26 protein-coding genes are annotated in these 26,547 nt (G+C 66.9%); 20 read left to right on the top strand and 6 right to left on the bottom strand.

Annotated elements, in window-relative coordinates:
- The first annotated feature begins 17 nt into the window (after window positions 1-17).
- Window positions 18-1,094 carry an NAD(P)H-dependent glycerol-3-phosphate dehydrogenase gene (locus IE92_RS0111650; protein WP_370581449.1) on the top strand — a complete coding sequence of 359 codons (1,077 nt, stop codon included), beginning with the start codon at window positions 18-20 and terminating at the stop codon, window positions 1,092-1,094.
- Between the two features lie 123 nt (window positions 1,095-1,217).
- Here the strand turns inward: IE92_RS0111650 and IE92_RS0111655 are convergent, their stop codons facing one another.
- Window positions 1,218-1,709: a DUF3515 domain-containing protein gene (locus tag IE92_RS0111655; protein WP_030148668.1), complete on the bottom strand. Its 492-nt coding sequence runs from the start codon at window positions 1,707-1,709 to the stop codon at window positions 1,218-1,220.
- A gap of 74 nt (window positions 1,710-1,783) precedes the next feature.
- Here IE92_RS0111655 and thiL point away from each other — a divergent pair, with 74 nt between their 5' ends.
- Together thiL and IE92_RS0111665 are read left to right on the top strand one after the other, a co-directional pair.
- Window positions 1,784-2,791, top strand: a complete 1,008-nt coding sequence (gene thiL, locus IE92_RS0111660; RefSeq protein WP_030148669.1) for a thiamine-phosphate kinase — start codon at window positions 1,784-1,786, stop codon at window positions 2,789-2,791.
- 107 nt (window positions 2,792-2,898) lie between these two features.
- The gene (locus IE92_RS0111665; RefSeq protein WP_030148670.1) at window positions 2,899-3,309 is read left to right on the top strand and encodes a hypothetical protein; all 411 of its coding nucleotides are present in this window, start codon (window positions 2,899-2,901) and stop codon (window positions 3,307-3,309) included.
- 63 nt (window positions 3,310-3,372) lie between these two features.
- Here the strand turns inward: IE92_RS0111665 and rsmD are convergent, their stop codons facing one another.
- Entirely contained in the window at window positions 3,373-3,933 is a 561-nt protein-coding gene (gene rsmD / locus IE92_RS0111670) for a 16S rRNA (guanine(966)-N(2))-methyltransferase RsmD (protein ID WP_030148671.1), read from the bottom strand.
- A gap of 163 nt (window positions 3,934-4,096) precedes the next feature.
- Between rsmD and IE92_RS18385 the strand changes: the two genes are divergently transcribed.
- The 9 genes from IE92_RS18385 (at window position 4,097) to IE92_RS0111715 (ending at window position 11,996) form a co-directional block, all read left to right on the top strand.
- A complete protein-coding gene (locus IE92_RS18385) occupies window positions 4,097-6,406 on the top strand; it encodes an ATP-dependent DNA helicase RecG (protein ID WP_030149582.1) in 2,310 nt (769 codons plus the stop codon).
- Window positions 6,407-6,504: 98 nt separating this feature from the next.
- The gene (gene coaD / locus IE92_RS0111680; protein ID WP_030148673.1) at window positions 6,505-7,005 is read left to right on the top strand and encodes a pantetheine-phosphate adenylyltransferase; all 501 of its coding nucleotides are present in this window, start codon (window positions 6,505-6,507) and stop codon (window positions 7,003-7,005) included.
- Between the two features lie 12 nt (window positions 7,006-7,017).
- Window positions 7,018-8,064 carry an NAD(P)H-dependent flavin oxidoreductase gene (locus tag IE92_RS0111685; protein WP_030148674.1) on the top strand — a complete coding sequence of 349 codons (1,047 nt, stop codon included), beginning with the start codon at window positions 7,018-7,020 and terminating at the stop codon, window positions 8,062-8,064.
- A 309-nt stretch (window positions 8,065-8,373) separates the two neighbouring features.
- Window positions 8,374-8,868, top strand: a complete 495-nt coding sequence (locus IE92_RS0111690) for a YceD family protein (RefSeq protein WP_051701566.1) — start codon at window positions 8,374-8,376, stop codon at window positions 8,866-8,868.
- 3 nt (window positions 8,869-8,871) lie between these two features.
- The gene (gene rpmF / locus IE92_RS0111695) at window positions 8,872-9,075 is read left to right on the top strand and encodes a 50S ribosomal protein L32 (protein ID WP_030148676.1); all 204 of its coding nucleotides are present in this window, start codon (window positions 8,872-8,874) and stop codon (window positions 9,073-9,075) included.
- Window positions 9,076-9,086: 11 nt separating this feature from the next.
- Window positions 9,087-9,797 (top strand): ribonuclease III, encoded by a 711-nt coding sequence (gene rnc, locus IE92_RS0111700; RefSeq protein WP_043321520.1) that lies wholly within the window; start codon window positions 9,087-9,089, stop codon window positions 9,795-9,797.
- Between the two features lies 1 nt (window position 9,798).
- Window positions 9,799-10,845, top strand: coding sequence for a bifunctional DNA-formamidopyrimidine glycosylase/DNA-(apurinic or apyrimidinic site) lyase (mutM, locus tag IE92_RS0111705; RefSeq protein ID WP_030148678.1), 1,047 nt, complete (start codon window positions 9,799-9,801; stop codon window positions 10,843-10,845).
- 174 nt (window positions 10,846-11,019) lie between these two features.
- A complete protein-coding gene (locus tag IE92_RS17395; RefSeq protein ID WP_081863875.1) occupies window positions 11,020-11,412 on the top strand; it encodes a nuclear transport factor 2 family protein in 393 nt (130 codons plus the stop codon).
- 182 nt (window positions 11,413-11,594) lie between these two features.
- Complete coding sequence (locus tag IE92_RS0111715) at window positions 11,595-11,996, top strand: DUF1622 domain-containing protein (RefSeq protein ID WP_030148680.1); 402 nt, start codon at window positions 11,595-11,597, stop codon at window positions 11,994-11,996.
- Window positions 11,997-12,059: 63 nt separating this feature from the next.
- Here IE92_RS0111715 and IE92_RS0111720 read toward each other — a convergent pair whose 3' ends face one another.
- Entirely contained in the window at window positions 12,060-12,377 is a 318-nt protein-coding gene (locus IE92_RS0111720; RefSeq protein WP_030148681.1) for a hypothetical protein, read from the bottom strand.
- Window positions 12,378-13,126: 749 nt separating this feature from the next.
- On the opposite strand from IE92_RS0111720, the gene IE92_RS0111725 reads away from it, so the two are divergent.
- The 7 genes from IE92_RS0111725 to IE92_RS17880 all read left to right on the top strand — a co-directional run bounded on the left by IE92_RS0111725 (window position 13,127) and on the right by IE92_RS17880 (window position 22,201).
- Window positions 13,127-13,741, top strand: coding sequence for a hypothetical protein (locus IE92_RS0111725; protein WP_030148682.1), 615 nt, complete (start codon window positions 13,127-13,129; stop codon window positions 13,739-13,741).
- Window positions 13,742-14,068: 327 nt separating this feature from the next.
- A complete protein-coding gene (locus tag IE92_RS0111730) occupies window positions 14,069-15,214 on the top strand; it encodes an AbaSI family restriction endonuclease (RefSeq protein ID WP_156027518.1) in 1,146 nt (381 codons plus the stop codon).
- A gap of 188 nt (window positions 15,215-15,402) precedes the next feature.
- Window positions 15,403-15,864: a hypothetical protein gene (locus tag IE92_RS0111735; RefSeq protein ID WP_030148684.1), complete on the top strand. Its 462-nt coding sequence runs from the start codon at window positions 15,403-15,405 to the stop codon at window positions 15,862-15,864.
- Between the two features lie 117 nt (window positions 15,865-15,981).
- Window positions 15,982-19,671: a chromosome segregation protein SMC gene (gene smc, locus IE92_RS0111740; protein ID WP_030148685.1), complete on the top strand. Its 3,690-nt coding sequence runs from the start codon at window positions 15,982-15,984 to the stop codon at window positions 19,669-19,671.
- Between the two features lie 44 nt (window positions 19,672-19,715).
- On the top strand, window positions 19,716-20,591 hold the full coding sequence (gene ftsY, locus IE92_RS0111745) for a signal recognition particle-docking protein FtsY (protein ID WP_030148686.1): 876 nt from the start codon (window positions 19,716-19,718) through the stop codon (window positions 20,589-20,591).
- A gap of 62 nt (window positions 20,592-20,653) precedes the next feature.
- On the top strand, window positions 20,654-21,151 hold the full coding sequence (locus IE92_RS0111750) for a DUF2004 domain-containing protein (RefSeq protein WP_030148687.1): 498 nt from the start codon (window positions 20,654-20,656) through the stop codon (window positions 21,149-21,151).
- Window positions 21,152-21,160: 9 nt separating this feature from the next.
- Complete coding sequence (locus IE92_RS17880) at window positions 21,161-22,201, top strand: GNAT family N-acetyltransferase (RefSeq protein WP_081863874.1); 1,041 nt, start codon at window positions 21,161-21,163, stop codon at window positions 22,199-22,201.
- Window positions 22,202-22,214: 13 nt separating this feature from the next.
- Here IE92_RS17880 and lipA read toward each other — a convergent pair whose 3' ends face one another.
- Together lipA and lipB are read right to left on the bottom strand one after the other, a co-directional pair.
- Entirely contained in the window at window positions 22,215-23,180 is a 966-nt protein-coding gene (lipA, locus tag IE92_RS0111760; protein WP_030148689.1) for a lipoyl synthase, read from the bottom strand.
- 206 nt (window positions 23,181-23,386) lie between these two features.
- A complete protein-coding gene (lipB, locus tag IE92_RS0111765; RefSeq protein ID WP_081863873.1) occupies window positions 23,387-24,097 on the bottom strand; it encodes a lipoyl(octanoyl) transferase LipB in 711 nt (236 codons plus the stop codon).
- A gap of 111 nt (window positions 24,098-24,208) precedes the next feature.
- Here lipB and ffh point away from each other — a divergent pair, with 111 nt between their 5' ends.
- Window positions 24,209-25,765, top strand: a complete 1,557-nt coding sequence (gene ffh / locus IE92_RS0111770; protein ID WP_030148691.1) for a signal recognition particle protein — start codon at window positions 24,209-24,211, stop codon at window positions 25,763-25,765.
- A 135-nt stretch (window positions 25,766-25,900) separates the two neighbouring features.
- Here ffh and IE92_RS0111775 read toward each other — a convergent pair whose 3' ends face one another.
- A complete protein-coding gene (locus tag IE92_RS0111775) occupies window positions 25,901-26,452 on the bottom strand; it encodes a hypothetical protein (protein ID WP_030148692.1) in 552 nt (183 codons plus the stop codon).
- Window positions 26,453-26,547 lie beyond the last annotated feature (95 nt).

Genomic DNA, 26,547 nt, shown 5'->3' on the forward strand with positions numbered 1-26,547 from the left:
CCCCCACCCGAGTAGCCGTGCTGGGCACGGGAAGCTGGGGAACCACGTTTGCGAAGATCCTCGCCGACGGCGGGGCGGATGTGTACATGTGGGCGCGGCGCGCCGAGGCCGCCGCGGCCATCGATCGCGAACACCGTAATGCCGAGTATCTGCCCGGCGTGACGCTGCCGGCGAACCTGCGTGCAACCTCGGACCTCAAGGCCGCCATCACCGGTGCAGCCGTGGTGTTCATCGCCGTGCCCTCGCAGGCGCTGCGGGATAACCTGACCGCGATCAAGCCGCTGCTGGGGCGCGACACCATCGTGGTGTCGCTGATGAAGGGCGTGGAGAAGCAGACCGGTCTGCGGATGAGCCAGGTCATCGAACAGTGCCTGGAAATCGAGCCCGAACGGGTGGCCGTTGCTAGCGGGCCCAACCTGGCGATGGAGATCGCCAAGGAACAGCCCACCGCCGCGGTCATTTCCTCGGTCTCGCTGGAGACGGCGCAGGAGGTCGCGCTGCTCGCGCGCAACCGCTACTTCCGTACGTTTGTGAACACCGACGTGATCGGAACCGAGTTTGGTGGGGTCCTGAAGAACCTCATCGCGGTGGCCATCGGCATCGTGGATGGTGTGGGCTACGGCGAGAACACCAAGGCGTCGATCATCACCCGCGGCCTGGTCGAGATGACCGATTTCGCCGTGGCCCAGGGTGCCCACGCGGAAACCCTGTCGGGTCTGGCCGGCCTCGGCGACCTGATCGCCACCTGTCAGAGCCCGCTCTCACGCAACAACACCGCCGGACGCCTGCTCGGCCAGGGCTACTCGCTGGCCTCCGTGGTTAAGCAGATGCAGCAGACCGCCGAGGGACTCGCCTCGGTCGCCCCGGTGCTGGAAATCGCCGCCGCGAGTGGCGTGGAAATGCCGATCGTGCAGCAGGTCAAGCGGGTCATCGAGGGCACCATGGATCCGCGCGACATCGCCCCGCACCTCACCACCGCCTCGGATGAGCCGCAGAGTGAGCACGGGGAAACCGGCGAGATTGCGCCGCTCGGCACGGGCTCGGTCAAGCCGGGATCGGGACTCTGGCGTCGCCTGTTCGGTTCGGGTCGGTAGGTTTCTCGGGGCGTCGCCTGTTCGGTTCGGGTCGGTAGGTTTCTCGGGGCGTCGCCTGTTCGGTTCGGGGCTGAGGGGTCTAGCGCCGAGGCCGCCACGAGCTTTGAGGTCCGGGTTTTCGCGCTAGCGAACCTCGCTGACGTTCAGGCACTTGCTGACCTGGGGGAGACGTCCGACCGAGGAACCCAGATCCGAGAGCACCGCGGTGCCTGAGACTCCGCCCTTGTCGGGGTTGGAGCTGATGAACACCTCGACGGCGGGAACGCGACCGTAGGTGGTGAAACGGAAGAGTTCTTCCTTTTCCTGGGAATCGTCAAAGACCCAGTCCACGCCGTCCACGGTGACGCAGCGGTCGGTGGTCGGGGCGGGAGGGGTCACCCCACAGTGCAGCAGCACGGCCGCCGGATCGCCCCAGGCACCGGTTGCCTGCGCATTGGTGCGGCGCTTGTCCAGGCCGGCCAGCTTATCCGGCAGGGTCACGGTGATATCGGCGCAGTGCGGGTTGTTGGCATCCGCGGCGGGTTCCATCGGGACCTCCTGCACGCAGCCGGTGAGGGTGAGCGCGGCAACGCCCACGGCGATCAGGGTGAGCACGGAGCGAGAGGCGACAGACATGGTCCCTCCAGGTTACCGTGGAACCCTCGCCGCGCCGTTCAGCTCGCCCGGGGCAGACCCGATACCGTGGACTCATGCCCGAAACCCCCGCATCCAGTGTTCCGCGCCGCGTCCGTGATGCCGGCGAGGCCGAGATTCTCGACCGTCTGCTGCCTCGCTATGCCGTCGCGCGGAGTGCCGAGGTGGGCCCCGGCGACGATGCCGCGGTCATGGTTCAGCACGGGGATCGCTATGTGGTGACCACGGACATGATGATCCACGGCCCGGATTTCCGCTGGGCCTGGCACACCCCGTTTGAGCTGGGGTGGAAGGCGGCGGTTACCAACCTCGCCGATGTGTATGCGATGGGCGCGCGTCCCACCGGACTGGTGGTCGCCCTGGCCGCCACCGCCGACACCGAACTCACCGCACTCGAGGAACTCGCCGACGGACTGAGCGCCGCCTGCGCGCAGCTTGCCCCGGGCTGCGCGGTGGTGGGCGGGGACCTCTCGGTCTCGGACACCTTTACGATCGCGATCACCGCGTTTGGTGACCTCGAGGATCGCGAACCGGTGCTGCGCTCGGGTGCCCGGGTCGGGGACATCATCGCGCTGGCCGGGGACGCCGGGCGGGCCGCCCATGGGCTCGACCTTCTGTTTGCCGAGGGCGTGGATGCCACCGGGGTCCCCGATGCTGAGGCGACCGCCGCGCTCCGTGCCCGGGAATCCGAGCTGGTCGCCGCCCAACTCGCGCCAAATCCGCCGATTTCCGCGGGTATTGCGGCGGCCCTGGCCGGGGCCACCTCGATGATGGATGTCTCCGACGGGCTGGCCCTGGACGCCTCCCGAATTGCCCGCGCCAGCGGCGTAGCACTGGACCTGGACTCGGCGGCCTTTGCTGCCGAACCCAATCTGGAGCGGGCGCTGCGCGGCGGCGAGGACCACGCGCTGCTGGCCACGTTCCCCGCGGCCTCGGCCCTGCCCGAACCGTTCCGGGCGATCGGCGTGGTGCGGGCGGGGATGGGGGTCATGCGCGACGGGGCACCGCTGACCGGGAAGCTCGGCTGGGACCCCTACACAACCTGGGACGGACGGCTCGGCTAGACCCGGTCACGGGTCGGCCCGGCTAGCCATCCCACATCACATGCGGTATTTTGGTGGGGATGACACCGGCCGCGCCGGACAATCGGCGGGACAGAATTCGGGGGAACATGTCCGCAACACGAATCATTGCCGCGAGCCTGATCGCGATGGTGTGTGGGGCCTGTCTGGGGGCCATTCTGGTTGCGCTGCCCGATCCCGCCCGGCTGCTGACCCACTGGGATACCTCGGGTGGAGCGCTCGTGGGCGCCATTACCGGGATCGCCGCCTTCCTGGCCGGCTATGCGGCGTGGGCCTCGCTCCGTCGACGCCGGATGGGTGTTCGTCGCGGCGTGGCCGCGGGTCTCTCGGCCCTGGTCGGCGGGATCGTGGTGACCTGTGCGGAGATGTCTACCCACGCGGTGCACCCGTTCATCCTGCCCGTGGTCGCCGCGGTGCTGATCCTCTGCATGGCGAGTGTCGGCGCCCGCACCCAGGGTGCGCGCTTTGACGCGCCGGCGCGGGAACTCACCAGCGTCTAGCTTTCCGCGTCTCTAGCTCTCTGCTTCTCTGGCTCTCTGCTCCTCCGGCTCGCCGCGCGGGATTTAGCGCATGGGTTCGGCCCACCACACGGTGGTTTCGCCGTACTTCTTCTGCACGAATCGCTCAAGGCCCGCGGGCCAGGTGGGCTCGGGGGAGCGGGTGGAGCGCTCAACGACCACCAGGGCGTCCTCCCGGAGACGGCGCGGCAGGGCGGCGAGCAGCGCGGTGAGCTCGTCCTCGGTGTAGTCATAGGGCGGGTCGATGAACACCAGATCGTAGTCCTCGGAACCCTCATCCACGAAGGGTTGGGCCCCGCGCACCACGACGCGGATGTCGGCCCGGCCGAGCGCCTGGGTCAGCGCCTTGGCGTTCTGGGTGCAGATCTTGGCGGCCGGGGCCGCCTTTTCCACCAGCACCGCGCTTGCGGCCCCGCGACTGATCGACTCGAGGGCCAGCGCACCGGATCCGGCAAACAGGTCCAGGACGTGGGCGTCCTCCAGGTAGCCGCGCGATTCCAGCGCCGAGAACAGGGCCTCGCGCACGCGGTCGCTGGTGGGACGGGTACCCGCGGAGGGAACCTTGAGGGCCAGGGAGCCGGCGCGGCCGGAAACGATACGAGTCACCCGGCAAGTTTAGCGGGCCGGCGAACGTACCGAGCCGGGCCTCGTGGCTCGGGACGGAATGAGGGCGGATGATCGGCCTGCCTCCGCACCGACTGCTGCGTCGCCGTGCGGACGCGCGCGTCCAGAATCCGTCGGTGTCGGCGGCTCGCCATAGACTGGGAGCATGAGTGTCTCCGCCGTTGACGCCCGCCTCGACGGGGTACTGGGTGGCCGCACGGCCGCCGCGTTTGAGCGCGCCTTTGACGTGCACACCGTCTCGGACCTCCTCAGCCACTATCCGCGCCGCTACGCCAAGCGTGGCGAGCTGACTGCGATGGACAGCCTGCCGCTGGGCGAATCGATCACCATCGTCGCCGACGTGGTCGAGGTGCGCGAGCGCACGATGCGGGCGCGCCGCGGGTCGATCCTCGAGGTGAAGATCACCGATGGACGCGGCGTCCTGGTCCTCACCTTCTTCAACCAGGCCTGGCGGGCGAAAGATCTGGTGCCCGGCGCCCGCGGTATCTTCGCGGGGAAGGTCGGCGACTATCGCGGGACGCGTCAGCTCGCCCATCCCGACTATGAGCTCTTCGACCCGGCCGAGCGCGCCCTGGACGCCGGGGATGCCAGCGCGAATCGCTGGGCAAACCAACCCATCCCGATCTACCCGGCCACCGCAACCGTGGCCAGCTGGCAGGTCGCCAAGGCCATCGAGGTCGTGCTGGACGCGCTACCGCCGCTCGAGGACGCGGTGCCCGCGTCGGTGCGCGAGCGAGAGCGCCTGCTCTCCTATCGCAAGGCCGTCGAGCTGATTCACCGTCCCGAACAGGACGCCGACTGGAAGCAGGCCCGGCACACGCTGCGCTATCGTGAGGCGTTCCTGCTCCAGGCGGCGCTCCTTCAGCAGCGGGCTCGTGCCCGCGTGCACCCCACCACGATCCGCCAGTCGACCCCGGGTGGATACCGTGACCGGCTCGACGCGGGCCTGCCGTTCTCGTTGACCGAGGACCAGCAGACCGTCGCCGGGGAGATCGAACACGACCTCGCCCAGGTGGCCCCGATGAACCGTCTGGTGCAGGGTGAGGTGGGCTCCGGTAAGACCCTGGTGGCGCTGCGGGCGATGCTCGCGGTGGCCGATTCCGGGGGCCAGTCGGCCCTGCTGGCGCCCACCGAGGTGTTGGCGGCGCAGCACCTGCGCTCGATCGTGAACTCGCTCGGTCCCGATCTCTCGGCCGAGCTGATGCCCACGCTGCTCACTGGATCGATGCCGCAGTCCGAGCGGAAAAAGGCCCTGCTGCGGGTAGTATCGGGGGCTGCCAAGATCGTCATCGGCACCCACGCGCTGCTCTCCGATAACGTGCACTTCTTTGACCTGGGGCTCGTGGTGGTGGACGAGCAGCACCGCTTCGGCGTGGATCAGCGCGAGACCCTACGCGAGAAGGGCCACCGCCCGCCGCACACGCTGGTGTTGACGGCCACCCCGATCCCGCGCACGGTCGCGATGACCGTGTTTGGTGACCTCGACGTGTCCACGATCGCGCAGCTGCCCGCCGGGCGTCAGCCGATCGAGTCGTTTGTGGTGCCGCTGGCGGATCGTCCGGGCTGGATGGGCCGGGTCTGGGAGCGGATGGGGGAGGAGATCGCCCGTGGACGGCAGGCCTTTGTGGTGTGTCCGGCAATCGATCCCGATCCCGCCACCACGGACCTCGCCGCCGACCCTGTCCCCGCGGCTGCTGCCCCGGCACAAACCGGTCGGCGCGCGCCGATGCGGGTGTCCGAGGACGTCCACGCGGTGCCTACCACCGGTGGCCGCGGATCGCGGCAGAGTGCCGAACCCGAACCGGCCCCCGAGCCCGCCCCGGGGGAGGGACCGCCGCGTCCCCGTGCCGCGGTGGAGACCGTGCTCGCCGAGCTGCGCCAGACCCCGGCGCTTGCGGGCCTGCGCATCGAACCGCTGCACGGCCGAATGAGCGGCGATGAGAAGGACGCCACGATGCGGGCGTTCCAGGCGGGGGAGATCCATGTGCTGGTGGCCACCACCGTCATCGAGGTGGGTGTGGATGTGGCGAACGCCTCCACCATGGTCGTTCTTGATGCCGACCGCTTCGGCGTCTCCCAGCTGCACCAGCTGCGCGGACGCGTCGGCCGAGGCGGACTTCCCGGACTCTGCCTCCTGGTCACCGCGGCCCCGCAGGAAACCACCGCCCGCGAGCGAGTCGAGGCCGTGGCCTCCACCCAGGACGGGTTCGAGCTGGCCCGGATCGACCTCGAACTGCGCCGCGAGGGCGACGTCCTCGGTAGCGTGCAGTCGGGCGGCCGCTCCTCGCTCAAGCTGCTGCGCGTGGTGGATGACGCCGAGATTATTCAGCGCGCCCGTGAGGATGCCGATCTGCTGGTGGGCACCGACCCCGAGCTGACCGATCAGCCGCTGCTGCGCGAGGCCCTGGATCGTCAGGTGGATGCCGCGGCCCGCGCCGCCCTCGCCAAGAACTAGCCGTAACGTTTCACCATCCGGGGAAACATCCGGCGACATCTGAGAGTTCCCTGATGGTTACTGGTGTTTGGGGGAGGGGTGACCGATAGGGTGAAGTCATGAAGCGGATTGCCGTTGTCCCCGGATCCTTTGACCCCGTTACCCTCGGGCACCTGGATGTGATTATCCGTGCGGCGGGCCTCTACGACGAGGTCCACGTGCTGGTTGTGCATAACCCTGGCAAGACGGCGCTGCTGCCGATCGCCCAGCGGGTGTCCCTGATCGAAACCTCGCTCGCCGAAGCCGGTGCCCCCGCCAATATCGTGGTGGCCTCCTGGAGCATGGGCCTGCTGGTCGACTATGTGACCGATGTGGGCGCGCAGGTGCTCGTGAAGGGCATCCGCTCGCAGATCGACGTGGCGTATGAGACGCCGATGGCGATCGTCAACCGCAACCTCGCCGGGGTGGAAACCGTGTTTATGCTGCCCAACCCCGCCCACGCGCACGTATCCAGCTCGCTGGTGCGCCAGGTGTCGGCCCTCGGGGGCGATATCGCGCCGTATGTGCCCGGTGCCGTGGCGCGCTTCCTGACCGCGCCGCATGCGGTCGACGTCCGGTAGTCGGAACCCGCGATGTCCGCCGCGCTGACCCAGCTGGGATTCTCGGTTCCGATCGTCGCCGCGCCGATGGCCGGCGGCCCGAGCACCCCGGCTTTAGTGTCCGCGGTGGCCGAGGCCGGCGGGCTGGGCTTTGTGGCCGCCGGGTATCTGAGCCCGGATGCGCTGAGTGCCCAGCTGGAGCAACTGAGCGGACGCCGCTTCGGCATCAACATCTTTGCCCCGAATGAGGCCGACCCGGGGATCGACCCGGCCGTCTACGCGGCCTATCGGGAGCAGCTGCTGGCCGGGGGTGGGATCGACCCGGTCCTGCTGCCCGAGACGCCGCAGCAGTCCGACGATCACTACGCCGAGAAGGTGCGCCTCGCCCTGGCGAGTGAGGCGGCCTTCGTCTCGTTCACGTTTGGGTATCCGGATCCGAAGGTTATCGAGCGCCTCCAGTCCGCCGGTAAACGCGTGGTGCTGGGGGCTACCTCCCGCGAGGGCATCGATGCCGTGCTCGATACCGGAGCCGACGTGCTGAGCATTCAGGGTCCGGGAGCGGGCGGGCATCGCGCCACCGTGCTCGGAATCGACGGAGAAGACGCCGACGAACAGGACCTGCGTGAGCTGATCCGCTACGCCCGATCCCGGTCCGACCAGCCGATTTTTGCCGGCGGTGGGATCGCCGATGCCGCGGACGTGCGGGACATCCTGGCGGCCGGCGCGACCGCTGCCCAGGTGGGCACCCTGTTCCTCGGGGCGACCGAGGCTGGCACCAAGCCCGCCCATCTGGCGGCCCTGCAGGATCTGCGCCATCGCGCAACGGTCCTCACCCGCGCCTTCACCGGGCGTACCGCGCGTGCCGTGAGCAACCGGTTCACCGAGGCGTTTTCCGATCACGCCCCCACGATGTACCCGGCCCTGCACTTTCTCACCGCGGGGGTGCGCGCCCAGGCGGCGGCGCAGGCCGACCCCGAGCAGCTGCACCTGTGGGCCGGTGCGGGCTTCGAGGGCGTGCGGGTGGCCCCGGCGGCGGAGATTGTGACCTCGCTGACGCGGGAGCTTCCGGCAGGCTCCTAGAGCCCCTCGCGTTGCCCACCCGGGTTTCTGCGCGCATCGTCGGGTTGCGACACGCCGATCGGGGTGCGGGGAACCAAAATTCGCCGCTCACGAGACGGGCCCATTCCGGCGATCCGGATGGGAGGTGCCGGATCCTCCCTCCGCGACCCGGATCGAGCCGCGGAGGTCCACCGGGTGCCACATCCGGGAAGCCCGGGGCGAACCGGGATCCCATCGGGGGATTCAGCCTGTAGACTTCCTGACGTGAGATACGTGAAAAAAGGACCGCTTGCGGTCAATGTTCGAGACCTTCACGGTCGTCCCGGAGAAATGCGGGAGCAGGAAATCACCCTCGCCCTACCGGAGCAGTTCGGTGAGGGTTTGATGGTGGTTCCGGCCGGGAAAGAGCTGAGTGTTCAGGTCCGACTCGAGTCCGTTCACGAGGGTATTTATGTGACGGCGCAGGTCGAAACCGAGGCCGTCGGCGAGTGCGGACGATGCCTGGATGAGTTCACTGAGCCTGTCGAAGTCGAATTTGCCGAGCTTTTCGCGTACTCTAGTGATGAAGCCTCCGAACATGAGGTTCACGATGACCACGTGGATCTTGAACCTCTGATCAGAGATGCAGTGGTTTTGTCACTGCCGTTTCAGCCGGTTTGCCGGCCAGACTGCCCCGGTCTCGACCCCGAGACTGGCGAGCGTCTGGCAGATATTCCGGACTATGAACCCCGTAAAATCGTTGACCCTCGTTGGGCCGCGCTCGCGGAGTTTTCCCCAGACCAGGGCGCCGGCACTCCGGACGCCGGAAACACAGAAGAGAGATAAGTCATGGCTGTTCCCAAGCGGAAGATGTCGCGCTCCAACACCAACTCCCGTCGTTCGCAGTGGAAGGCTCAGGCCCCCGCACTCGTGAAGACCGTTGAAAACGGCAAGGTTACCTACAGCCTGCCGCACCAGGCCAAGGTTGTCACCGACTCCGCCGGAACCCCGCTGTTCCTGGAGTACAAGGGCCGCAAGGTCGCCGACGTCTAAGCCGGTTTTTTGTGACTGACTCCGTGAAGGACTCAGGCTCTCGGGTACACCGAGGATCGCTCGAAGCGATCCTCGGTGTCTCGGTTAAGCCGGAGATTCTTGATCTTGCCCTGACCCACCGCTCCTACGCCTACGAGCACGGTGGTGCCCCGCATAACGAACGCCTGGAATTCCTCGGCGATTCGGTGCTGGGCCTGTCGATGACGGCCGAGCTGTACCGCGAGTACCCCGATCACGCCGAGGGGGAGCTCGCGAAGATGCGCTCTGCCGTGGTGTCCGAGGTCGCGCTGTCCAAGGTGGCGCGTGAGCTGGGCCTCGGGCGTTTCATCAAGTTGGGTCGCGGCGAGGAGCGCACCGGAGGACGAGACAAGTCCTCGATCCTCGCCGACACCATGGAGGCGATTTTTGGTGCCGTCTACCTGGATCAGGGCATCGAGGTGGCCGAGGCGCTCGTTCTGCGCCTGATTCGCCCGCTGCTGGCCGATCCCGAGCGGATGAGCGCCGCGCACGACCCGAAGACCGCGCTGCAGGAGATTGCCGCCGCGCGTCAGCAGGAACCGCCGCGCTATGAGATGACCTCGACCGGTCCCGACCACAACCGCGTCTTCACCGCGACCGTGATCGTGGGCACCCTGGTCAGCGCAACCGGATCGGGCACCAGCAAGAAGCAGGCCGAGATGGCCGCCGCGCTGGAGGCCTGGACCAACCTGAACAAGGCGTAGCGTGCCCGAGCTGCCCGAGGTTGAGGTGGTGCGCGCGGGCCTGGAGCCCGCGGTGACCGGTGCGGTCATCTCCGGGGTGGAGGTGCTGGATCGGCGTGCGCTGAAGCGACACGATCCGATCCGCGGCGACTTTGCCACCCTGCTCACCGGTGCGCGGCTTCGCGGGGCCGTGCGGCGCGGGAAGTACCTGTGGTTCCCGCTGGCGGGATCCTCGAGGGAAGCGGACGTGCCGGCTGATTCATCCACCGGCAGCGATGTCCTGTCCGGCGGGGATGTTCTGTCAGGTAGGGATGTGCTGTCCGGTAGGGATGTGCTGTCCGGCAGGGACGTTCTGGCAGGCGGAGACGGGCTCGCCGGCGGGGACGTGCTCGCCGCCCACCTCGGGATGAGCGGGCAGATGCTGCTGCGCGAGCCCGGACGCGACGATAAGCTCACCCGGATTCGACTGACCCTGGACCATCCCGAACACGGCGAGCTGTGGCTCAACTTCGTGGATCAGCGCCTGTTCGGCGGCATGATGATCGACTCACTGGTGCCCACCCCGGACGCCCGGCCCGCGGGCTTCGGGGGAGCGCTTGAACCCGGTGCGTGGATTCCGCGCACCGCGGCCCACATTGCGCGCGATCCGCTGGACCCGCACTTCGACGACCGCGCCTTTTTCGCCGGCCTGGCTCGACGCCGCACGGGTATCAAGCGTGCGCTGCTGGATCAGACGCTGATCAGCGGCATCGGCAACATCTACGCCGACGAGGCGCTGTGGGCCGCCCGCCTGCACTATGACCGCCAGGCCGCCGGTATCCCGCTCACGCGCCGCCGCGACCTCCTGGAGCAGGTACGCGGTGTGCTGCGCCGCGCCCTTGCCGAGGGCGGTACGAGTTTTGACGCGCAGTACGTGAACGTCAACGGTAACTCGGGCTACTTCGCCCACTCGCTGAACGCCTACGGCCAGCAGGGTAAGGCGTGTCCGCGTTGTGGCGGCGAGATTGTGCGGGAGAGCTTCATGAACCGCGGTTCGCACTTCTGCCCGCGGTGTCAACGAAAACGCTGACCTGAGCTCCTGACGGGCGAGAGGTCTCTCGCGCCTGTGAGTGCTCGGCGTGTGAGTGCTCGTGATGTTGTTGCGATGAGCGCTTCTGCTTCCGCCGTGGGCCTCAGTTGCCCGCTGTCTCGGGTTCCGCACGTGTGCCGGGGCCATACCGAGACTGAGTGATAGTCTCGGCTCATGAGTACACGAGACGGTGCAGGCCGAACAATCGACGACACCGAGACGGAACTCCTCGATGCGATGCGGACGAGCGACCTTGTGGCGCTCGACCGGCTCATCTCCGACCAGTTGACGTTCATTGGCCCAGACGGTGCCGTCCTGACCAAGCAGGCCGACCTTGAGGCACACCGCACCGGCGCCACCTCGTTCGAGAAGATTGACGTGCTCATCCGTGAATCAACGGAGGGTGACGACGGAGGGCGCACAAAAACCGTCGCCAATGCGGTGCTTCGCGTTGAGGAGGGAACGGTGAGCGTGCGACTCACCTGGCATCGAGAGTGGCGAGTGCTCGATGACCGCTGGCAGGTCGTCTCCGGAGCGGTCGAGGCGCTGGCGGACCACTCCGCTTGAGGGAGCGAACTGCTGTCGCCGGTGCGCGGGGTGCTGCGCGTCGCCTTCGCTTCGGTATTGAGATTGTGTGGGAGAGCATCACGACCAGGGGGTCGCACTTCTACCCGAGGTGTCAGCAGAAACGCTGATTCTACGTTCGTCGCGGGGTGACCCGCAACGATGCCGACCCCTATACTGTGCTCATGATCGCTGAGTCGCTGTTTGAGATTGTCGTTAAGGTAATTGAAGTCATCGGCGTCTGCGTGGTGGTCGTTGGGTTCGTGATTGCCGCCGTGCTGGCCACGCGAGCGCTGCGCCGCGGCGCCGGGGGTACGGCCGCATTCCAGACGCTGCGCACCACCATTGGGGGATCGATCCTGCTGGGCCTTGAGGTATTTGTGGCGGCGGACATCATTCACACACTGTCGGCACCCTCGCTCGAGGATGCCGCCGTGCTGGGCCTCATCGTGATCATTCGAACCATCCTGAGCATGTCGATCCAAATCGAGATCGAGGGAACCCTGCCCTGGCGGCGCGCCCTGCTGACCAGCGGCGGCGAGGTCGTGGCGAAGGAGATTACACGCGAGGCATCGGCGGCGAAGTAGCGAGCTCGGTACCTCGGTTCTTACGCCGACGGTATCGCTGTGGCATCGCCTCCAAGATGATGCTCAGCCCCACGGCGCGCAGTCGCCGTTACGGATGCGGGCGATGAAGACCTCCACCCATCCGTGGTCGATGTCGCTGAGAAGTTCCCAGACCGGCCAGAGCGGTGCGGCCTCGATGAGGTGCAGGATATCCCAGTTCAGACCGTGAGCGGTATCACCCTCGGCGGGCAACAGCTCCAGGAGGGCGTCGATATCCTCGCGGCTGAGAGGCTGTTCGATCTGAGCCACGAGTGCCCGCGCCTCGTTCAGTTGCAGCTGTTCAAGGGAATCATCCAGCCGAGGAGCCAGGGCATGAAGACGGTCAATGGGGTCCTGGGACATACATCGATGGTACGCCGACACCACCGCACCGGACGAGAATCTTTGGGCCCAGTTTTACGCTCAGGTGGTGAATGGACCGGGGAGTTTCCCGATGTGCGTTCGTAGCGCACCGTTCACTCATCCTCATCTGCTTATCGAAAAGCGATGGCTGCATGCGTGGCATCCGCTCGCCCTGCGCGCAGCGCCGCCGTCGCTGCCTCGGCCCCCAGATCGCCCACGAGGACCCCGGGCATAGATATTGACAACGGTCTCGCCGTCGCTCCCGCGCGTGCCTCGGTCATGACCGTCCACGCGCTCAATTGGCGTGGAATCGGAGTGTAGACCCGTTTTGTGGATGCGTCCAGCTCGACGAAGGGTACCCTCTCGGACCGCCCACTCACCGGTGGCCGTACTCGGCCAGACCTGGGCGACGCGATGAGGGGTCTCTGTGCAGACGAGATGCATGACATCCCTCCCTTCCACGCGCCGGAGGCTGGCGGAATTCCACGGGGACCGGCATCAGGATAGCCGAAACGAGTCAGAGTTCTCCCTGTCGCGATCGAACTGGCACGTACACACGGGTTCACGGAAGTGCACCGTGAAGTCTGAGGGGTCTCTCCTCGGAATCGTGGCCTGTCGCCGGTGAAACCCTATGCTGTCCCTATCGCATCACCGGTAGTCTCGCTCTTGATCGAGAAATCAGTTGGCGTGCTACATGACAGCGAGCGGTTCTCGTGACGCGCTGAGACACCGTAATCCTGAAGGGACGCATGATGACACTGCACCTGCCCGAAATTGACCGAGCCTCTGCCGCCGATCTGCTCGCCGAGAAGCCCGGCACCGTGCTCTGCGCCGCAGACGTCGCCAAAAAGGCGCACCGGCGCTGGGACCTCGGCCAGTGTGAGAACGCAGCGGTGCTGTTTTGTGTGGCCGCCGAACGCGCCGCGGAGTCCCCGGAGGATCCCAACCAGTACCCCAACTACGCGGTGCGCGCGGGAATCACCCTGAGCCTTGCGGGGTATCCGGCTGTCGCCGAGCGCACCCTCACCGAGGCCGCGGCGTTCGATTGGGCGGGTGCCGGCCTGGAAAAAGACACAAACATGATCGAGTGGGCCTATACCCGCCTGCTTGTGGCTGCCGCGGCCACGCACCCCGCTCGATTCGGGGCGCTGTTTCACGAAGCGGTCGCGCGCTGCGCCGAGGTCGGCATCGCCTACCCGCGCATCCACCCGCAGCAGGATGAGTTACTTCCCCTTGCCCAGGAACTTGGAGAGTGGGATGCCCTGGAGCGCATCATCGAACGAACGCTGGCTCGCCGCCCGCTGCCGCGCGCGGTCAAGGCAAAGGTCGCAGAGGCGCAGGAAGTGCTCGCCGCGACTCGGTGACGGCGAGTGTCCTCGCAGCTTATACGCGGAAAGAGCCCCGATTGCTCTCAGCGGGAGGGTCTACCCTGACATGCCTCCGAGGACGGCCGTGGGCGGCGAAAGAGTCGGCGTGAATGCATATTTGGGGCGTCGTGATTGCGACGGTCCGAGGCGCACGGAATCCTCGAGGGAGCCCCGATTTGGGGGTTCGTTTGATCTTCATTCGGGTAGGCGTGGTGCCATTCGGACCGGAGTGATGGTCATAACCTACAGATCGCAGGGACGTATCCTGCCGCCGTTCCGAGCCCTCCCATGGGTGGTCCGGTGTTACCCAGAGACGAGGAACAGATGGATTCAAATCAGCCTGTTGCGGGAACCGAGAACCGAAATCTCAGCGGCGCAACCCGGGAGAATTTTGAATATTTGGTCGCGACGCTCGCACGGCGGACCGCAGGAAAGAAATACGAGAGTTTCGTTATCAACTATCTGTGGTCGAAGCTCGCTCATGTTGCCCTCAGACCGGTGACCCAACAGTATGTAAACCGTCGGTCATCCTACCAGGGCGCGGGCGTACTTGACTTTTATGGAGAATCATCCCGAGCGGAGTCGGTGAATCACGCGCTGATCGATCTCTACTTCCCGCAGCTTCATCTTGGAGTTGAGTGCGACGAGGCGCAGCACCACACTGCCGTTGTTTTGGACGCTTCCCGCACCGCGGATATTCAACGTGCAATCCCCGACTACCTGGAGATCCGGATCCGCGTAGAGAAGGATGAGAAGGGTGAGGCGGTGGCCCCTTCAGAGGTTATGCAACAGCTTGACGATGCGGTGATCACGATCAGACAGCGCTGGGATGAGGTAGCAAACGGAGGCTTCCGCTGGGCACGTCAGGGGTTTTTGGCGTGGGAAAGTGAAACACCCGACTGGGCGCTTGCTAAGCGTGCGGGAGCCCTGCATTCCGCCGACGGCTATGTTTTTCGACACAACGGAGAAATCCGAGAACTGTTTAGCCCGGATAGTGACGTGCGTAGAAAACGCAACTCCTACGTTGCGAGTTTTGACCCGTCGATTCCTGGCTTCCTGGTGTGGTGCGCCACCCTCGCAAACCAGTCATCCTCCGGCACGTACCGCTCAACAAATACGTCGGGAATTCTGAACGTGATTGTCGCCGAGGGAAACGATGTTTTTATCGGTGAGGCAGCCCCGACCGCAGCCTCGCGTGAGGCAAGAAAACAAGCCGAGGAAGCCGGGGTGAAGCCGTTGCCGGAATGGACGTATCCTCAGTCGATGGGGGACTACCCAGAATTCGAGCCGGTATCGCGGTGGACCGGTGTAAAACGCCTCACCTTTGTCCGTACCAAGGACTCCGTCGGACGCAGTGGTTATCAGTTCCTCGGCGTTTTTGGCCCGTTCATGGAGTTCCGTGAAATCAACGGTATCCTCTTTAAACTATGCAAGCTTGAACACGACCAGTTTGAGCTTCCACGAAGGTAGAATCACGGGATCCGCATTCCAGGGCGTCCAAGAACCATGATCTCCGGGAGCAGCCATTTCCCTCGACGTTTACCGCGAGCGGGGGAGCGGATCTTCTGCACACAATCCCGCGCGGCCAGACCGCCTCGTGGTTCCCTGAAGCGCGTGGGGATGCACGGTTCGGGGACGGGCTGTGCTTAACTCGACTCATGAGTGAGATTCCCACCGCCTTTAGCGCCGGCACGGCCGAGTTTGTTCGCATCGAGTCACCCGAGGAGCTGGCCTTCTGGGTTGCCACGGTGAACGGTGCCGACGGGGAGCACGAGGTGAGCCTGATCATCGAGCCCGCCGCGGCACCCGAGGCCGATGTGGTGGAGGTAGCGGCTGCCGTCGTCGCCGACTTCGACGAACTGGTGCGCGACGCCCTGGAGTACCTGGACGAGGCATTGCGCGGACCGGAGTGGGCGCTCTCGGGCACGGACCTGGCGCTTCTGGACGGTCCCGGCGGTGCGTTCGGGGAACCCGAGGCCGTGATCTGGGGCGACGGTACCTGGATGCTGCGCTTCCAGGAATCGGCGCTGTCCGTTGCCGAAGAGTTTGGGATCGGCGTGAACTTCGTCGGCCGCGTCCCGCAGAGTGTGGAAGACCTCTCGGAGTCCGAAGAGCTCTAGCCCGCGAATTCGCCCCACCCGAAATTCGCCCAAAACCCGCGCAATCACGGGCCGGGTCGCCGGTTCTTGGTACGGTAGTGCAGACGTATCTTCGAACCGGGAAAGGGGTGAGTGCGCGTGTATCTCAAAAGCCTCACCCTGAAGGGGTTCAAATCCTTCGCCCAGCCGACCACGTTCGCGTTTGAACCCGGGGTGACCTGCGTGGTTGGGCCCAACGGCTCCGGCAAGTCCAATGTGGTCGATGCACTGGCCTGGGTCATGGGTGAGCAGGGCGCCAAAACCCTGCGCGGTGGCAAGATGGAGGACGTCATCTTTGCCGGCACGTCCACGCGGGGCCCGCTGGGCCGCGCCGAGGTCACGCTGACCATCGACAATTCCGACGGTGCGCTGCCCATCGACTACACCGAGGTTACGATCTCGCGCACGCTGTTCCGCAACGGCGGATCCGAGTACGCGATCAACGGTCAGAGCTCCCGACTGCTTGACGTGCAGGAACTCCTCAGCGACTCGGGCCTGGGCCGTGAGATGCACGTGATCGTGGGGCAGGGCCAGCTGGACGCCGTGCTGCGGGCAACCCCCGAGGAGCGTCGCGGTTTCATCGAGGAGGCCGCCGGCATCCTCAAGCACCGCCGGCGCAAGGAAAAAACCCTGCGCAAACTCGACGGAATGCAGGCCAACCTCACCCGGCTGAGCGACCTCGCCGGGGAGATCCGCCGCCAGCTCAAGCCCCTCGGCAAGCAGGCCGAGGTGGCTCGCGAGGCCCAGTCGATCCAGGCCATTGCCCGGGATGCGCGGGCCCGACTGGTCGCCGATGACATCGTCCGGCTCGATACCGACATCCTCGCCTTCTCCGGGACCGAATCCGACCGGCTGGCCGAGCGCGCGATCCTCCAGGAGCGCGCCGATCACACCCGCGCCCGCATCGCCCTGCTGGAACAGGCACAGATCGGGGACGCGGTGGATCGGGCGCGCACGGTGGTCTTCGACCTGGAGTCCGTCCGCCAGCGCCTCGACGCGCTGACCGGGCTGGCCACCCAGAAGGTTGCCCTGCTGGACGCCCAGGGGGAGCGCCCCGCGCAGGCACCCGGCATCTCGCCCGAGGCGATCGAGCGGGCCGAGGCCGAGGTGACCCGGCTGATCGAGGGGATCGACGCCGCCGAGGCGGGCTGGGAACGTGCACGGCAGACAGCCGCCGCGGCCCGGGCGTCCCTGGACGCGGTGGATACCGAACTGACGGTTCAGTCCGAACTCCTCTCCGCCCACGACCTGGAGGTCCAGGCGGCCACCGGCCGAGCCGAAACCGCCGCCTCGCGTCTGGCCGCGCTTGCCGCCGAGGCCGAGCGTCAGGAGCGGGCCGAAGCTGCCGCCACCGGGCGCGCCGAGGAGGCTGCGCGGGCGCTCGCCGAGGCCGAGGCCGGGGCGGGCGTGATCGACGCCGACACCACCGGTCTGAACGATGCCTACCGCGATCAGCAGGAGCGGGTGCAATCCACCGAGGCCGAAATCGAGCGCCTGCGCGAGCTTCTGCACGCCGCCGAGCGCGAGCGTGACGCCCTCACCGCGCAGACCACCGCGCTGGCCCGAGCCCTCGACATTCGCGACGGTGCCGCCGAGCTGCTGGCCCGTGATCTCACCGGCGTGAACGGTTTGGTTGCCGCCGGGATCCGCGTGGATGCCGGGTATGAGCAGGCGATTACCGCCGCACTGGGGCGCTTTGCCGACGGCGTGATCGTCGCCGACGCCGACGCCGCGCATGCCGCCCTCGATCGGGTCGAGGCCGATACCCTGGGCCGGGTGGACCTGGTGATTGCCGCCGCCGGAGCCGCGAATACCGCACCCGTGGCCGGGCTGATCCCCGCCGATTCGCTGGTCACCGGTCCCGACGGCGTGCGCGGCCTACTTTCGGGCGTGTTCGTCGCCGAAGACCGGGAGACTGCCCGTCGTGGACTGAACACCCTGCCCGCGGACATGCCGGTCACCATCGTCACGGTCACCGGGGATGTTCTCACCCGCTTCTCGATCAGCGGCGGCTCGGGGGAGGGGCGCGGCCGGATCGCGCTGCGCGCCGAGCACGATACCGCCGCCGAACGCCTGGCCGAGGTCCTCTCCTCGATCGACACGCTCCGGGCGGATCTCAGCGCCGCCCGCGCCGAGGGCCAGTCGGCCAAGCAGGCCTCGGCCGCGGCGCTGGCCGCGCTGCGTGAACTCGATGCGAGCCTCGCCGCCGAATCCGAACGCCTGCACCGTGCGCGTGGACAGCATGAGGCCGCCCAGGCCGAGCGCGAGCGCCTGCACGCCGCCCGATCCGCCTCGGCCGCGGGGCTGCGCGAGGCCGAGGCCGCCGCCGCGGCCGCCGAACGCGCGGTGGAAACCGTGCGCGCCAAGCCGCGGCCCATCCTGGACGGGACCCTGCGCGAGAGCCTGTGGGCAGAGCTGGAAACCGCCCGTGAGGCCGAGGTCGAGGCGCGGTTGCGCGCCGAAACCGCGCGCGAGCGGGTCCGTACCGAACAGGATCGTCTCGCCTCGCTGCGTCGTCGCTACCGTGCAGAGCGCGACGCCGCCGAGGCCGAGGCTCGGCGCGCGGTGCTGCGCGCCCGGCAGTTGGAGGTGGCTCGCTCGGTACTGACCGACCTGCCCGCGGTGCGCGAGGTCCTGGAGCGCTCACTCGCCCAGGCTTCGCTGGAACTGGCCCAGGCCGAGCATCAGCGCGGGGAACAGACCCGCGAACTGCAGGAGCTGCGCGCCGAGGAATCCGGTGCTCGCACCCGACTCGACGCCATCGCCGACTCGATGCGCGGCCTGGAAATGCAGATCTACGAGCGCCGGGTGCAGCTCACCTCACTGCTTGAGCGCGCGCAGTCCGAGCTGGGCCTGGATCGGGACGCGCTGGTTGGTGAGTATGGCCCAACCACCGGCGTGCGGCTGACCGCGAGCGAGCAGGATGAGCTGACTCGCACCGGACGGGTGTCCTGGCTGCGGGCAGGAGCGAGCATCGAGATCGCCGCGGTGGACCGGGCCACGGAGTTTGACGATCCCGAGGTTACGGGCGCACGGATTGCCGTTGTCACCGAAACCGACCCCGCCGACGCCCACGGCCTCGGCCCTGCTCTCGACTCCGACGAGCGCACCCTGCCCTACGTCCGCGCCGAGCAGGAGCGCCGCCACCAGTCCGCGCAGCGCAAGCTGGGACAGCTGGGCCGGGTCAATCCGCTCGCGCTGGAGGAGTTCGCCGCGCTCGAACAGCGCCACGCATTCCTCACCGAGCAGCTGGCCGACCTCACCCGCACCCGCGCCGATCTGATGACGATCATCGAGGAGCTCGACGCCAAGATGCAGACGATCTTCGGCGCCGCCTTCGCCGACACCCAGGCGCAGTTCGCCGAGGTGTTCCCGATCCTCTTCCCCGGCGGCACCGGCAGCATCTCCCTCACCGAACCCGAGAACCTGCTGACCACCGGCATCGAGGTGCGGGTACGCCCGGCGGGTAAGAAGATCGAACGGCTGTCTCTGCTCTCCGGCGGGGAGCGCTCGCTCGCCGCGGTCGCGCTGCTGGTGGCTATCTTCCGCGCCCGCCCCAGCCCGTTCTACATCATGGACGAGGTCGAGGCGGCGCTGGATGATGCCAACCTCGGCCGTCTGCTCACCATTTTTGAGGGGCTGCGTGAGAACTCGCAGCTCATCGTGATCACCCACCAGAAGCGCACGATGGAGATCGCCGACGCCCTCTACGGTGTCTCGATGCGACAGGATGGCGTCTCGGCGGTTGTGGGTCAGCGTGTGGTGGACCGCGCGGCGGTCGCCGAATAGACCCGGGCGGCCGGTCGCGGGCGCAAAACCGCTAGGCTAGGGGTATGGCAGAACGCAGCACATGGTCCCTCGGTGGTGCCCTTCGGGGACTGTTCCAGAAACCCACGATCGATGACAACACGTGGGATGATCTGGAGCACGCACTCATCACCGCCGACTTCGGAGCCGACGTCGCCGAGGACATGATCGAGGAGCTGCGCGCCAGCGTCGCCCGCTTCCACACCACCGATCCGCGCGACCTGCAGCGGATGCTGCGCGAGAACGTCGAGGAGCGACTGGCCAAGTACGATCCCACGCTGCACCTCAGCGAGCGTCCCGCGGTGGTCCTCGTGGTGGGTGTGAACGGGGTGGGTAAGACCACCACGATCGGCAAGTTCGCCAACTACGTGGGCACCTTCGGGCGCTCGGTTGTGGTGGGCGCCGCGGACACGTTCCGTGCGGCCGCCGTCGAACAGCTGGCCACCTGGGCCGAGCGTGGCGGGGCGCAGATCGTGCGTCCGCAGCACCACGGTCAGGATCCGGCCTCGGTTGCGTTCCAGACGGTCGAGTTTGCCAAGCGCAATGGCGTGGAGATCGCCCTGATCGATACAGCCGGACGGCTGCAGACCAAAAACGGCCTGATGGATGAGCTCTCCAAGATCCGCCGAGTGATCGAAAAGCAGGCCCCGATCTCCGAGGTGCTGCTGGTCCTGGACGCCACCACCGGACAGAACGGCCTGGCACAGGCCGAGGCATTCATTCAGCACGCCGGGGTCACCGGCCTGGTGCTGACCAAGCTCGACGGCTCGGCCAAGGGCGGGTTTGTGCTGGCCGTGCAGGAGCGCACCGGCATCCCGATCAAGTTGATCGGTCAGGGTGAGGGGATCGGTGACCTGACCGGATTCACCCCGCATGCGTTTGCCCAGAAACTGGTGGGATAGTCGAATATGCTCCCCCTGAGCTTCACCCGCAACGGCATCGCACAGAAACTGATGGGCTAATCATGGCACTCGAACACGACTTCTTCGGTCTGCTTTCCACCGGCGGACCCGGCGGAATCTACTGGTCCGAAACCGTGGAGTTCGGCGACCAGGCGGTGGGCGTCTCGCTCAGCGCCGAGGATGCCCAAAACGTCACCGAGGAATCCCTCGAGGTGGCCGCCGCGATGATCTCCTCCCTGGAGGAACTCGACCTGCGTGCCCGCGAGGCGATGATCGCCGAAATCTCCTCCCGGCACACCGCGGTGAGCAGGTTCATCGCGCTGCTGGAAGACGAGCACGGGGAGGACTTGGAGGACTACTTCAGCCACGTCTCCGGCGACCGCGACATCGACCTGCTGCGTGCCATCGCGGTGATCGGGGTGCGCTTTAGCCCCTCCCACGCCGGCGAGGACAACACGTTTGTGGTCTTCGAATATGCGCTCAGCATGGACGAGTCCGACGATGTCCTGCTGGTGTCGCTGAACAACCGCGGCGAAGCCGTCTCAATCGAACAGGACTAGCAACACGTCATGAGCATCACCCTCGTCCGCACCCACTGGTCAGACCCCGTGGGGCGGGAACTTCGCAGCGCCCAGCAGGCAGACCTGACAGTCCGCTACGGTCCCTGGCAGGGCGGTCCGATTCCGGACCTGAACCCGGCCGAGGTGGAGGCCTTCATCGTCGCCTTCGAGGACGGTAAGCCGATCGGCTGCGGCGCGATCCGCCGCGAAAGCGCCGACATCATGGAGATGAAGCGCATCTTTGTGGTGCCCGAGGCGCGCGGTCGTCGCCTGGCCGGGATCATCCTGGAGGCGCTCGAGCGCGAGGCCGTGGCACTCGGTGCCCGCTACATGCGCCTGGAAACCGGCACCCAGCAGCCCGAGTCGGTGCGCCTGTACGAGCGCTACGACTACCGTCCGATCGATGCGTTCGGCTACTTCGCCGACGGCGCGGACACTCTGTTTTATGGCCGCGACCTGGATACGGTGGCCGCCCGTCCGGCGCAGCCCGCGGTGCGCCGAATCCACGGGGTGCTGCACGAGGCCGACGGTGCGCTGATCCCTAGCGAAAGCGCGGGCGTCATGATCGCCGACCTTGACGGGGGATATGCGATTCGCCGGGCCAGCAGCACCGACGTGCCCGCCCTGCTTCGCCTGCTCGCCGATGACGATGTGGCCCACGCCCGCGGCGACGCCCCGGACACCGATCCCGCCGCCGACATCAGCGTCTTCGAGCGTGCGTTCTCCCGAATCGACCGCGATCCCGCACACCTCCTGGTGATCGTGGATTCACCGGCCGGCGAAGCCGTGGGCACGATGCAGCTGACCGTGCTGCCGGGCCTGGGTCGTGGCGGCGTAAACCGCCTGCAGGTCGAGTCGGTCCACGTGGCCAGTTCCGAGCGCGGTGCCGGGGTCGGTTCGGCGATGGTTCGCTGGGCCCTCGCCGAGGGCGTCCGCCGCGGTGCGGCGATCACCCAGCTCACCTCGGACCTGCGCCGTACCCGCGCGCACGAGTTCTACGAGCGCCTGGGCTTCGCCCGCTCGCACGCGGGGTTCAAACACCTGGGTTAGCGGATCTCGTGCGTTATCCGGCGTGCACCGCCTGCGGCGCGCTGGAGGCGCGATCCAGGTGGGCGAGGGCCTCGGGGATCGGGCGGCCCTGGGCGCGCATGGTTTCGGCCCAGAGTCGGCCGGCCCGGTAGGAGGAGCGCACCAGGGGACCGGCGAGGACCCCAGAGAATCCGATCTCCCGGGCGGCAACCTCGAGATCAAGGAACTCCTCGGGGCGCACCCAGCGGGCCACCGGGAGGTGGCGGGGGCTCGGGCGCAGGTACTGGGTGATCGTGATGATGTCGGTGCCCGCGGCCTGCAGATCCTCAAGCGCCGTCAGGACCTCGGCGGGTTCCTCACCCATGCCGAGAATCAGGTTGGACTTGGTGACCAGGCCCGCATCCCGTGCCCGGGTAATCACGCCGAGCGAGCGCTCGTAGCGGAACGCCGGACGGATGCGCTTGAACAGACGCGGCACGGTCTCCACGTTGTGCGCAAACACCTCGGGTCGAGAGGCGAACACGGTGTCCAGCAGCTCGGGATTGCCGGAAAAGTCCGTTGCCAGGATTTCCACGCCGGTTTCGGGATTGGCCTCGTGAATCGCGCGCACGGTTTCCGCGTGCAGCCAGGCCCCCTCATCGTCGAGGTCATCGCGGGCAACGCCGGTGACGGTGGCGTAGCGTAGCGCCATCCGAAGAACGGAGTCGGCAACCCGGCGGGGCTCATCGCGGTCATACGCCGAGGGCTTGCCGGTGTCGATCTGACAGAAATCACAGCGCCGGGTGCACTGTGCGCCGCCGATTAGGAATGTGGCCTCGCGATCCTCCCAGCACTCAAAAATGTTGGGGCATCCGGCCTCCTGACACACGGTGTGCAGGTTCTCGGTCTTGACCAGCTGCTGCAGCCCACGATACTCCGGGCCCATTTTTGCGCGGGTTTTGATCCAGGAGGGCTTGTGCTCGATCGGGGTCTGGGTGTTGCGGGTCTCGATTCGCAGCATCCTGCGTCCCTCGGGGGCGGCCAGCGGTTCGCCGGCCACCGTCGGGAGCAGGGTTGCGCCGTGAGCCGCGGGGCTTGCCTCGCCGGGCTCGGTTGCGCCCGGCGGCTCGGCCATCAACAGGCCCAGGGACGCGGGAATCATCGGGCCCGAGGGCGTCGCGGTGGTGGATTCGGGGGGCGTGCCGATCGAGCCGAGGTTGCGTGCGCTCATTTTTGGCCGCCCGGGGTGTGCGCCTGCGCGAGGGTCGGAACGCTGTCGGGCGCCGGTTCGGGGGAGTGATACCAGTCGTCGAAGTGGGCGGCGATCAGGATCGCCGCATCCGCCGTGGTGATGGGGCGCCCGGCGGCGGCGCTGAGCGAGCTCACCCCGGCATCCCGGATCCCACAGGGCACAATCTGGGCGAACCCGGCCAGGTCTCCCGAACAGTTCAGTGCGAAGCCGTGCAGGCTCGCTCCGCGCTCGACCCGAATGCCGATCGCACCGATCTTGGCCTGCCTCGCGCCATCCTCGACCCAGACCCCGCTGCGTCCGGGAACTCGAAACGCGGACACCCCGAGGGCCTGCGCGGTGTTGATCAGAACGCGTTCGAGGCTGCGGACGTGCCCCACCACATCCACCAGGTTGGAATCCTCGCCGATCGGCTTCAGTCGCATGATCGGATACCCGACCAGCTGCCCGGGACCGTGCCAGGTGACCCGCCCCCCACGGGTCACCGGGATTACCGGGGTCCCATCCGCCGGATACTCATCGGGACGGGCCGAACGCCCCGCGGTATACACGGACGGATGCTCGCACAGCAGCAGGGTGTCGTCGGTGGTTCCGGCGACCACCCCCTCATGCAGGGTGCGCTGATGCGTCCACCCCACCCGATAGTCGAGGTATTCGGGGGCCAGACCCAGCTGTGCGATGCGAACCATGCGCCTAACCTAGCATTAATGTACGCGGTCCAATAATTAAAACGAATCGGCTGCACCGAGGCCCGGCCGGGCGCACCCATCGCGTCCGGGAAATTGGTAAACTGGCTTCAAATGGCTACTTTTGGAAATCTCTCAGATCGGCTCGCCGATACCTTCAAGAACCTTCGGAAGAAGGGAACCCTGTCGGCTTCCGACGTGGACGGCACCGTCCGCGAGATTCGCCGCGCACTGATCCAGGCCGACGTCGCCTTCGACGTCGTGAAGGAGTTCACCGGCCGCGTGCGCGAGCGTGCGCTGGGCGATGAGGTCAACAAGGCCCTGAACCCCGCCCAGCAGGTGGTCCAGATCGTCAACGACGAGCTGGTGCAGATCCTCGGTGGCGAGCAGCGTCGCCTGGAGTTCGCCAAGACCGGAACCACGATCATCATGCTCGCGGGTCTGCAGGGTGCCGGTAAGACCACCCTGGCCGGAAAGCTCTCGAAGTGGCTGATCAAGGAGGGGCACACCCCGCTCCTGGTCGCCGCCGACCTCCAGCGTCCCAACGCCGTCACCCAGCTCAGCGTCGTGGCCGAGCAGGCTGGCGCAGCCATCTATGCGCCCGAGCCCGGTAACGGTGTGGGCGACCCGGTCAAGGTTGCCAAGGATGGTGTGGCCTATGCCGAGCGCAACCAGCACGACGTCGTGATCGTGGACACCGCGGGTCGCCTCGGTATCGACGAGGAGATGATGAGGCAGGCGTCGAAGATTCGCGCCGCCATCAACCCGCACGAGGTCCTGTTTGTGATCGACGCGATGATCGGTCAGGACGCCGTCAACACCGCCAAGGCTTTCCAGGAGGGTGTGGACTTCACCGGTGTGGTGCTGTCCAAGCTCGACGGTGACGCCCGCGGTGGTGCGGCGCTCTCGGTGGCGTCGGTCACCGGACGCCCGATCATCTTCGCCTCCACCGGCGAGAACCTCGACGACTTCGAGCCCTTCTACCCCGACCGGATGGCCAGCCGCATCCTCGACCTCGGTGACATCCTCACCCTGATCGAGCAGGCGCAGCAGGCCTTCGACGAGGAAGAGGCCATGAAGCTCGCGGAGAAGTTCGCGACCGACACCTTCACCCTCGACGACTTCCTGAAGCAGATGCAGCAGCTGCGCAACATGGGCTCGATCAAGAAGATGATGGGCATGCTCCCGGGCATGGGCCAGATGAAGGAGCAGCTGGACAACTTCGACGAGTCCGAGCTGAACCGCACCGAGGCCATCATCCAGTCGATGACCCGCGCCGAGCGGCAGAACTCCAAGCTGCTCAACGGCTCGCGTCGCCTGCGGATCGCCCGCGGTTCGGGATCCACCGTGACCGAGGTCAACCAGCTGGTGAACCGCTTCGAGCAGGCCGCCAAGATGATGAAGACCATGGCCAAGGGTGGCATGCCGCAGATCCCGGGCATGGGCCCGATCCCCGGCGGTCGGCCGAAGATGCCCAAGAAGAACGCCAAGAAGAAGGGTGGCTCGCGCTCGGGCAACCCGGCGAAGCGCGCGGCCGAGGCTAAGGGCATCACCGCGGCTCCCGCGGCGCCCACCGGCGGCGGATTCGGCCTGGGCAAGGGCGGCGCCAAGGGGCAGCCCAGCGAGGACGACATGGCCACGATCCAGCGCATGCTGGGCGGCCAGGGCTAGGCAGGCGCTCAGCTACGCAGCGACGGCGGTGGACCCTGGTCCACCGCCGTTTTCGTATATTCGGAGTTATTGGGTCGTGATTCGCGCCAGATTGAGCAGCGGAACCTTCAAAATCGCCCCGGTCTTAGGGGTGCGTCAGTATCCGAATCCCCAGGTGGTGACCTCGGGGTAGAGCGCCCGGGCTGCGTCGAGGAGGACGGCGTCGACCGCGGCGGTGCGTGCAGCGTCCTCGTTGCCGTTGGGGAAGAAGTCGCCGTAGTTGGTTTCGGTGCCGGTGTAGCTGACCCCGGCGCGTTTCAGGTCGGCAAACACCCGGTTGAGCAGTGCCGGGTCCATCCGCGGCGGGTTTTGCCGAACATATTCGCTATCCACGTGGATTAGCTCGGCGACCTCGCAGTTCTGCTTGGCAGCATTGTCGAATCGAGCACCGGGGACGACGTCGAGATCCCAGTTGTAGCGGCGGCCGCTGATGGGATCGAGGGTCGGGTTGGTGGCCCGATACCCGGAGTCGCTGGTGACCAGACACTGGGCGTAGTTTGACCACGCCTCCTTGTACTCGTCAAACCCGATGGTGTCGCGATCGAGGAGAGCCTGTTGGGCGGTGGAGATACCGGATTCCGTGGTGCGCCCGTCCGCGTGTTCCGCCGTGGGCGTGCAGCCGGTCAGCACCAGCGCAAGACCAAGCATCGGTACAACGGAAATACCCCTGAACACTGATTGCCCCCAATTCACGATGCAGGTCGGCGGCGCCTGGGCCCATGGTACCGGGAGTGGGGAGCCGG

It is taken from the genome of Mycetocola saprophilus, from assembly GCF_000718085.1.
Lineage (GTDB): Bacteria > Actinomycetota > Actinomycetes > Actinomycetales > Microbacteriaceae > Mycetocola > Mycetocola saprophilus.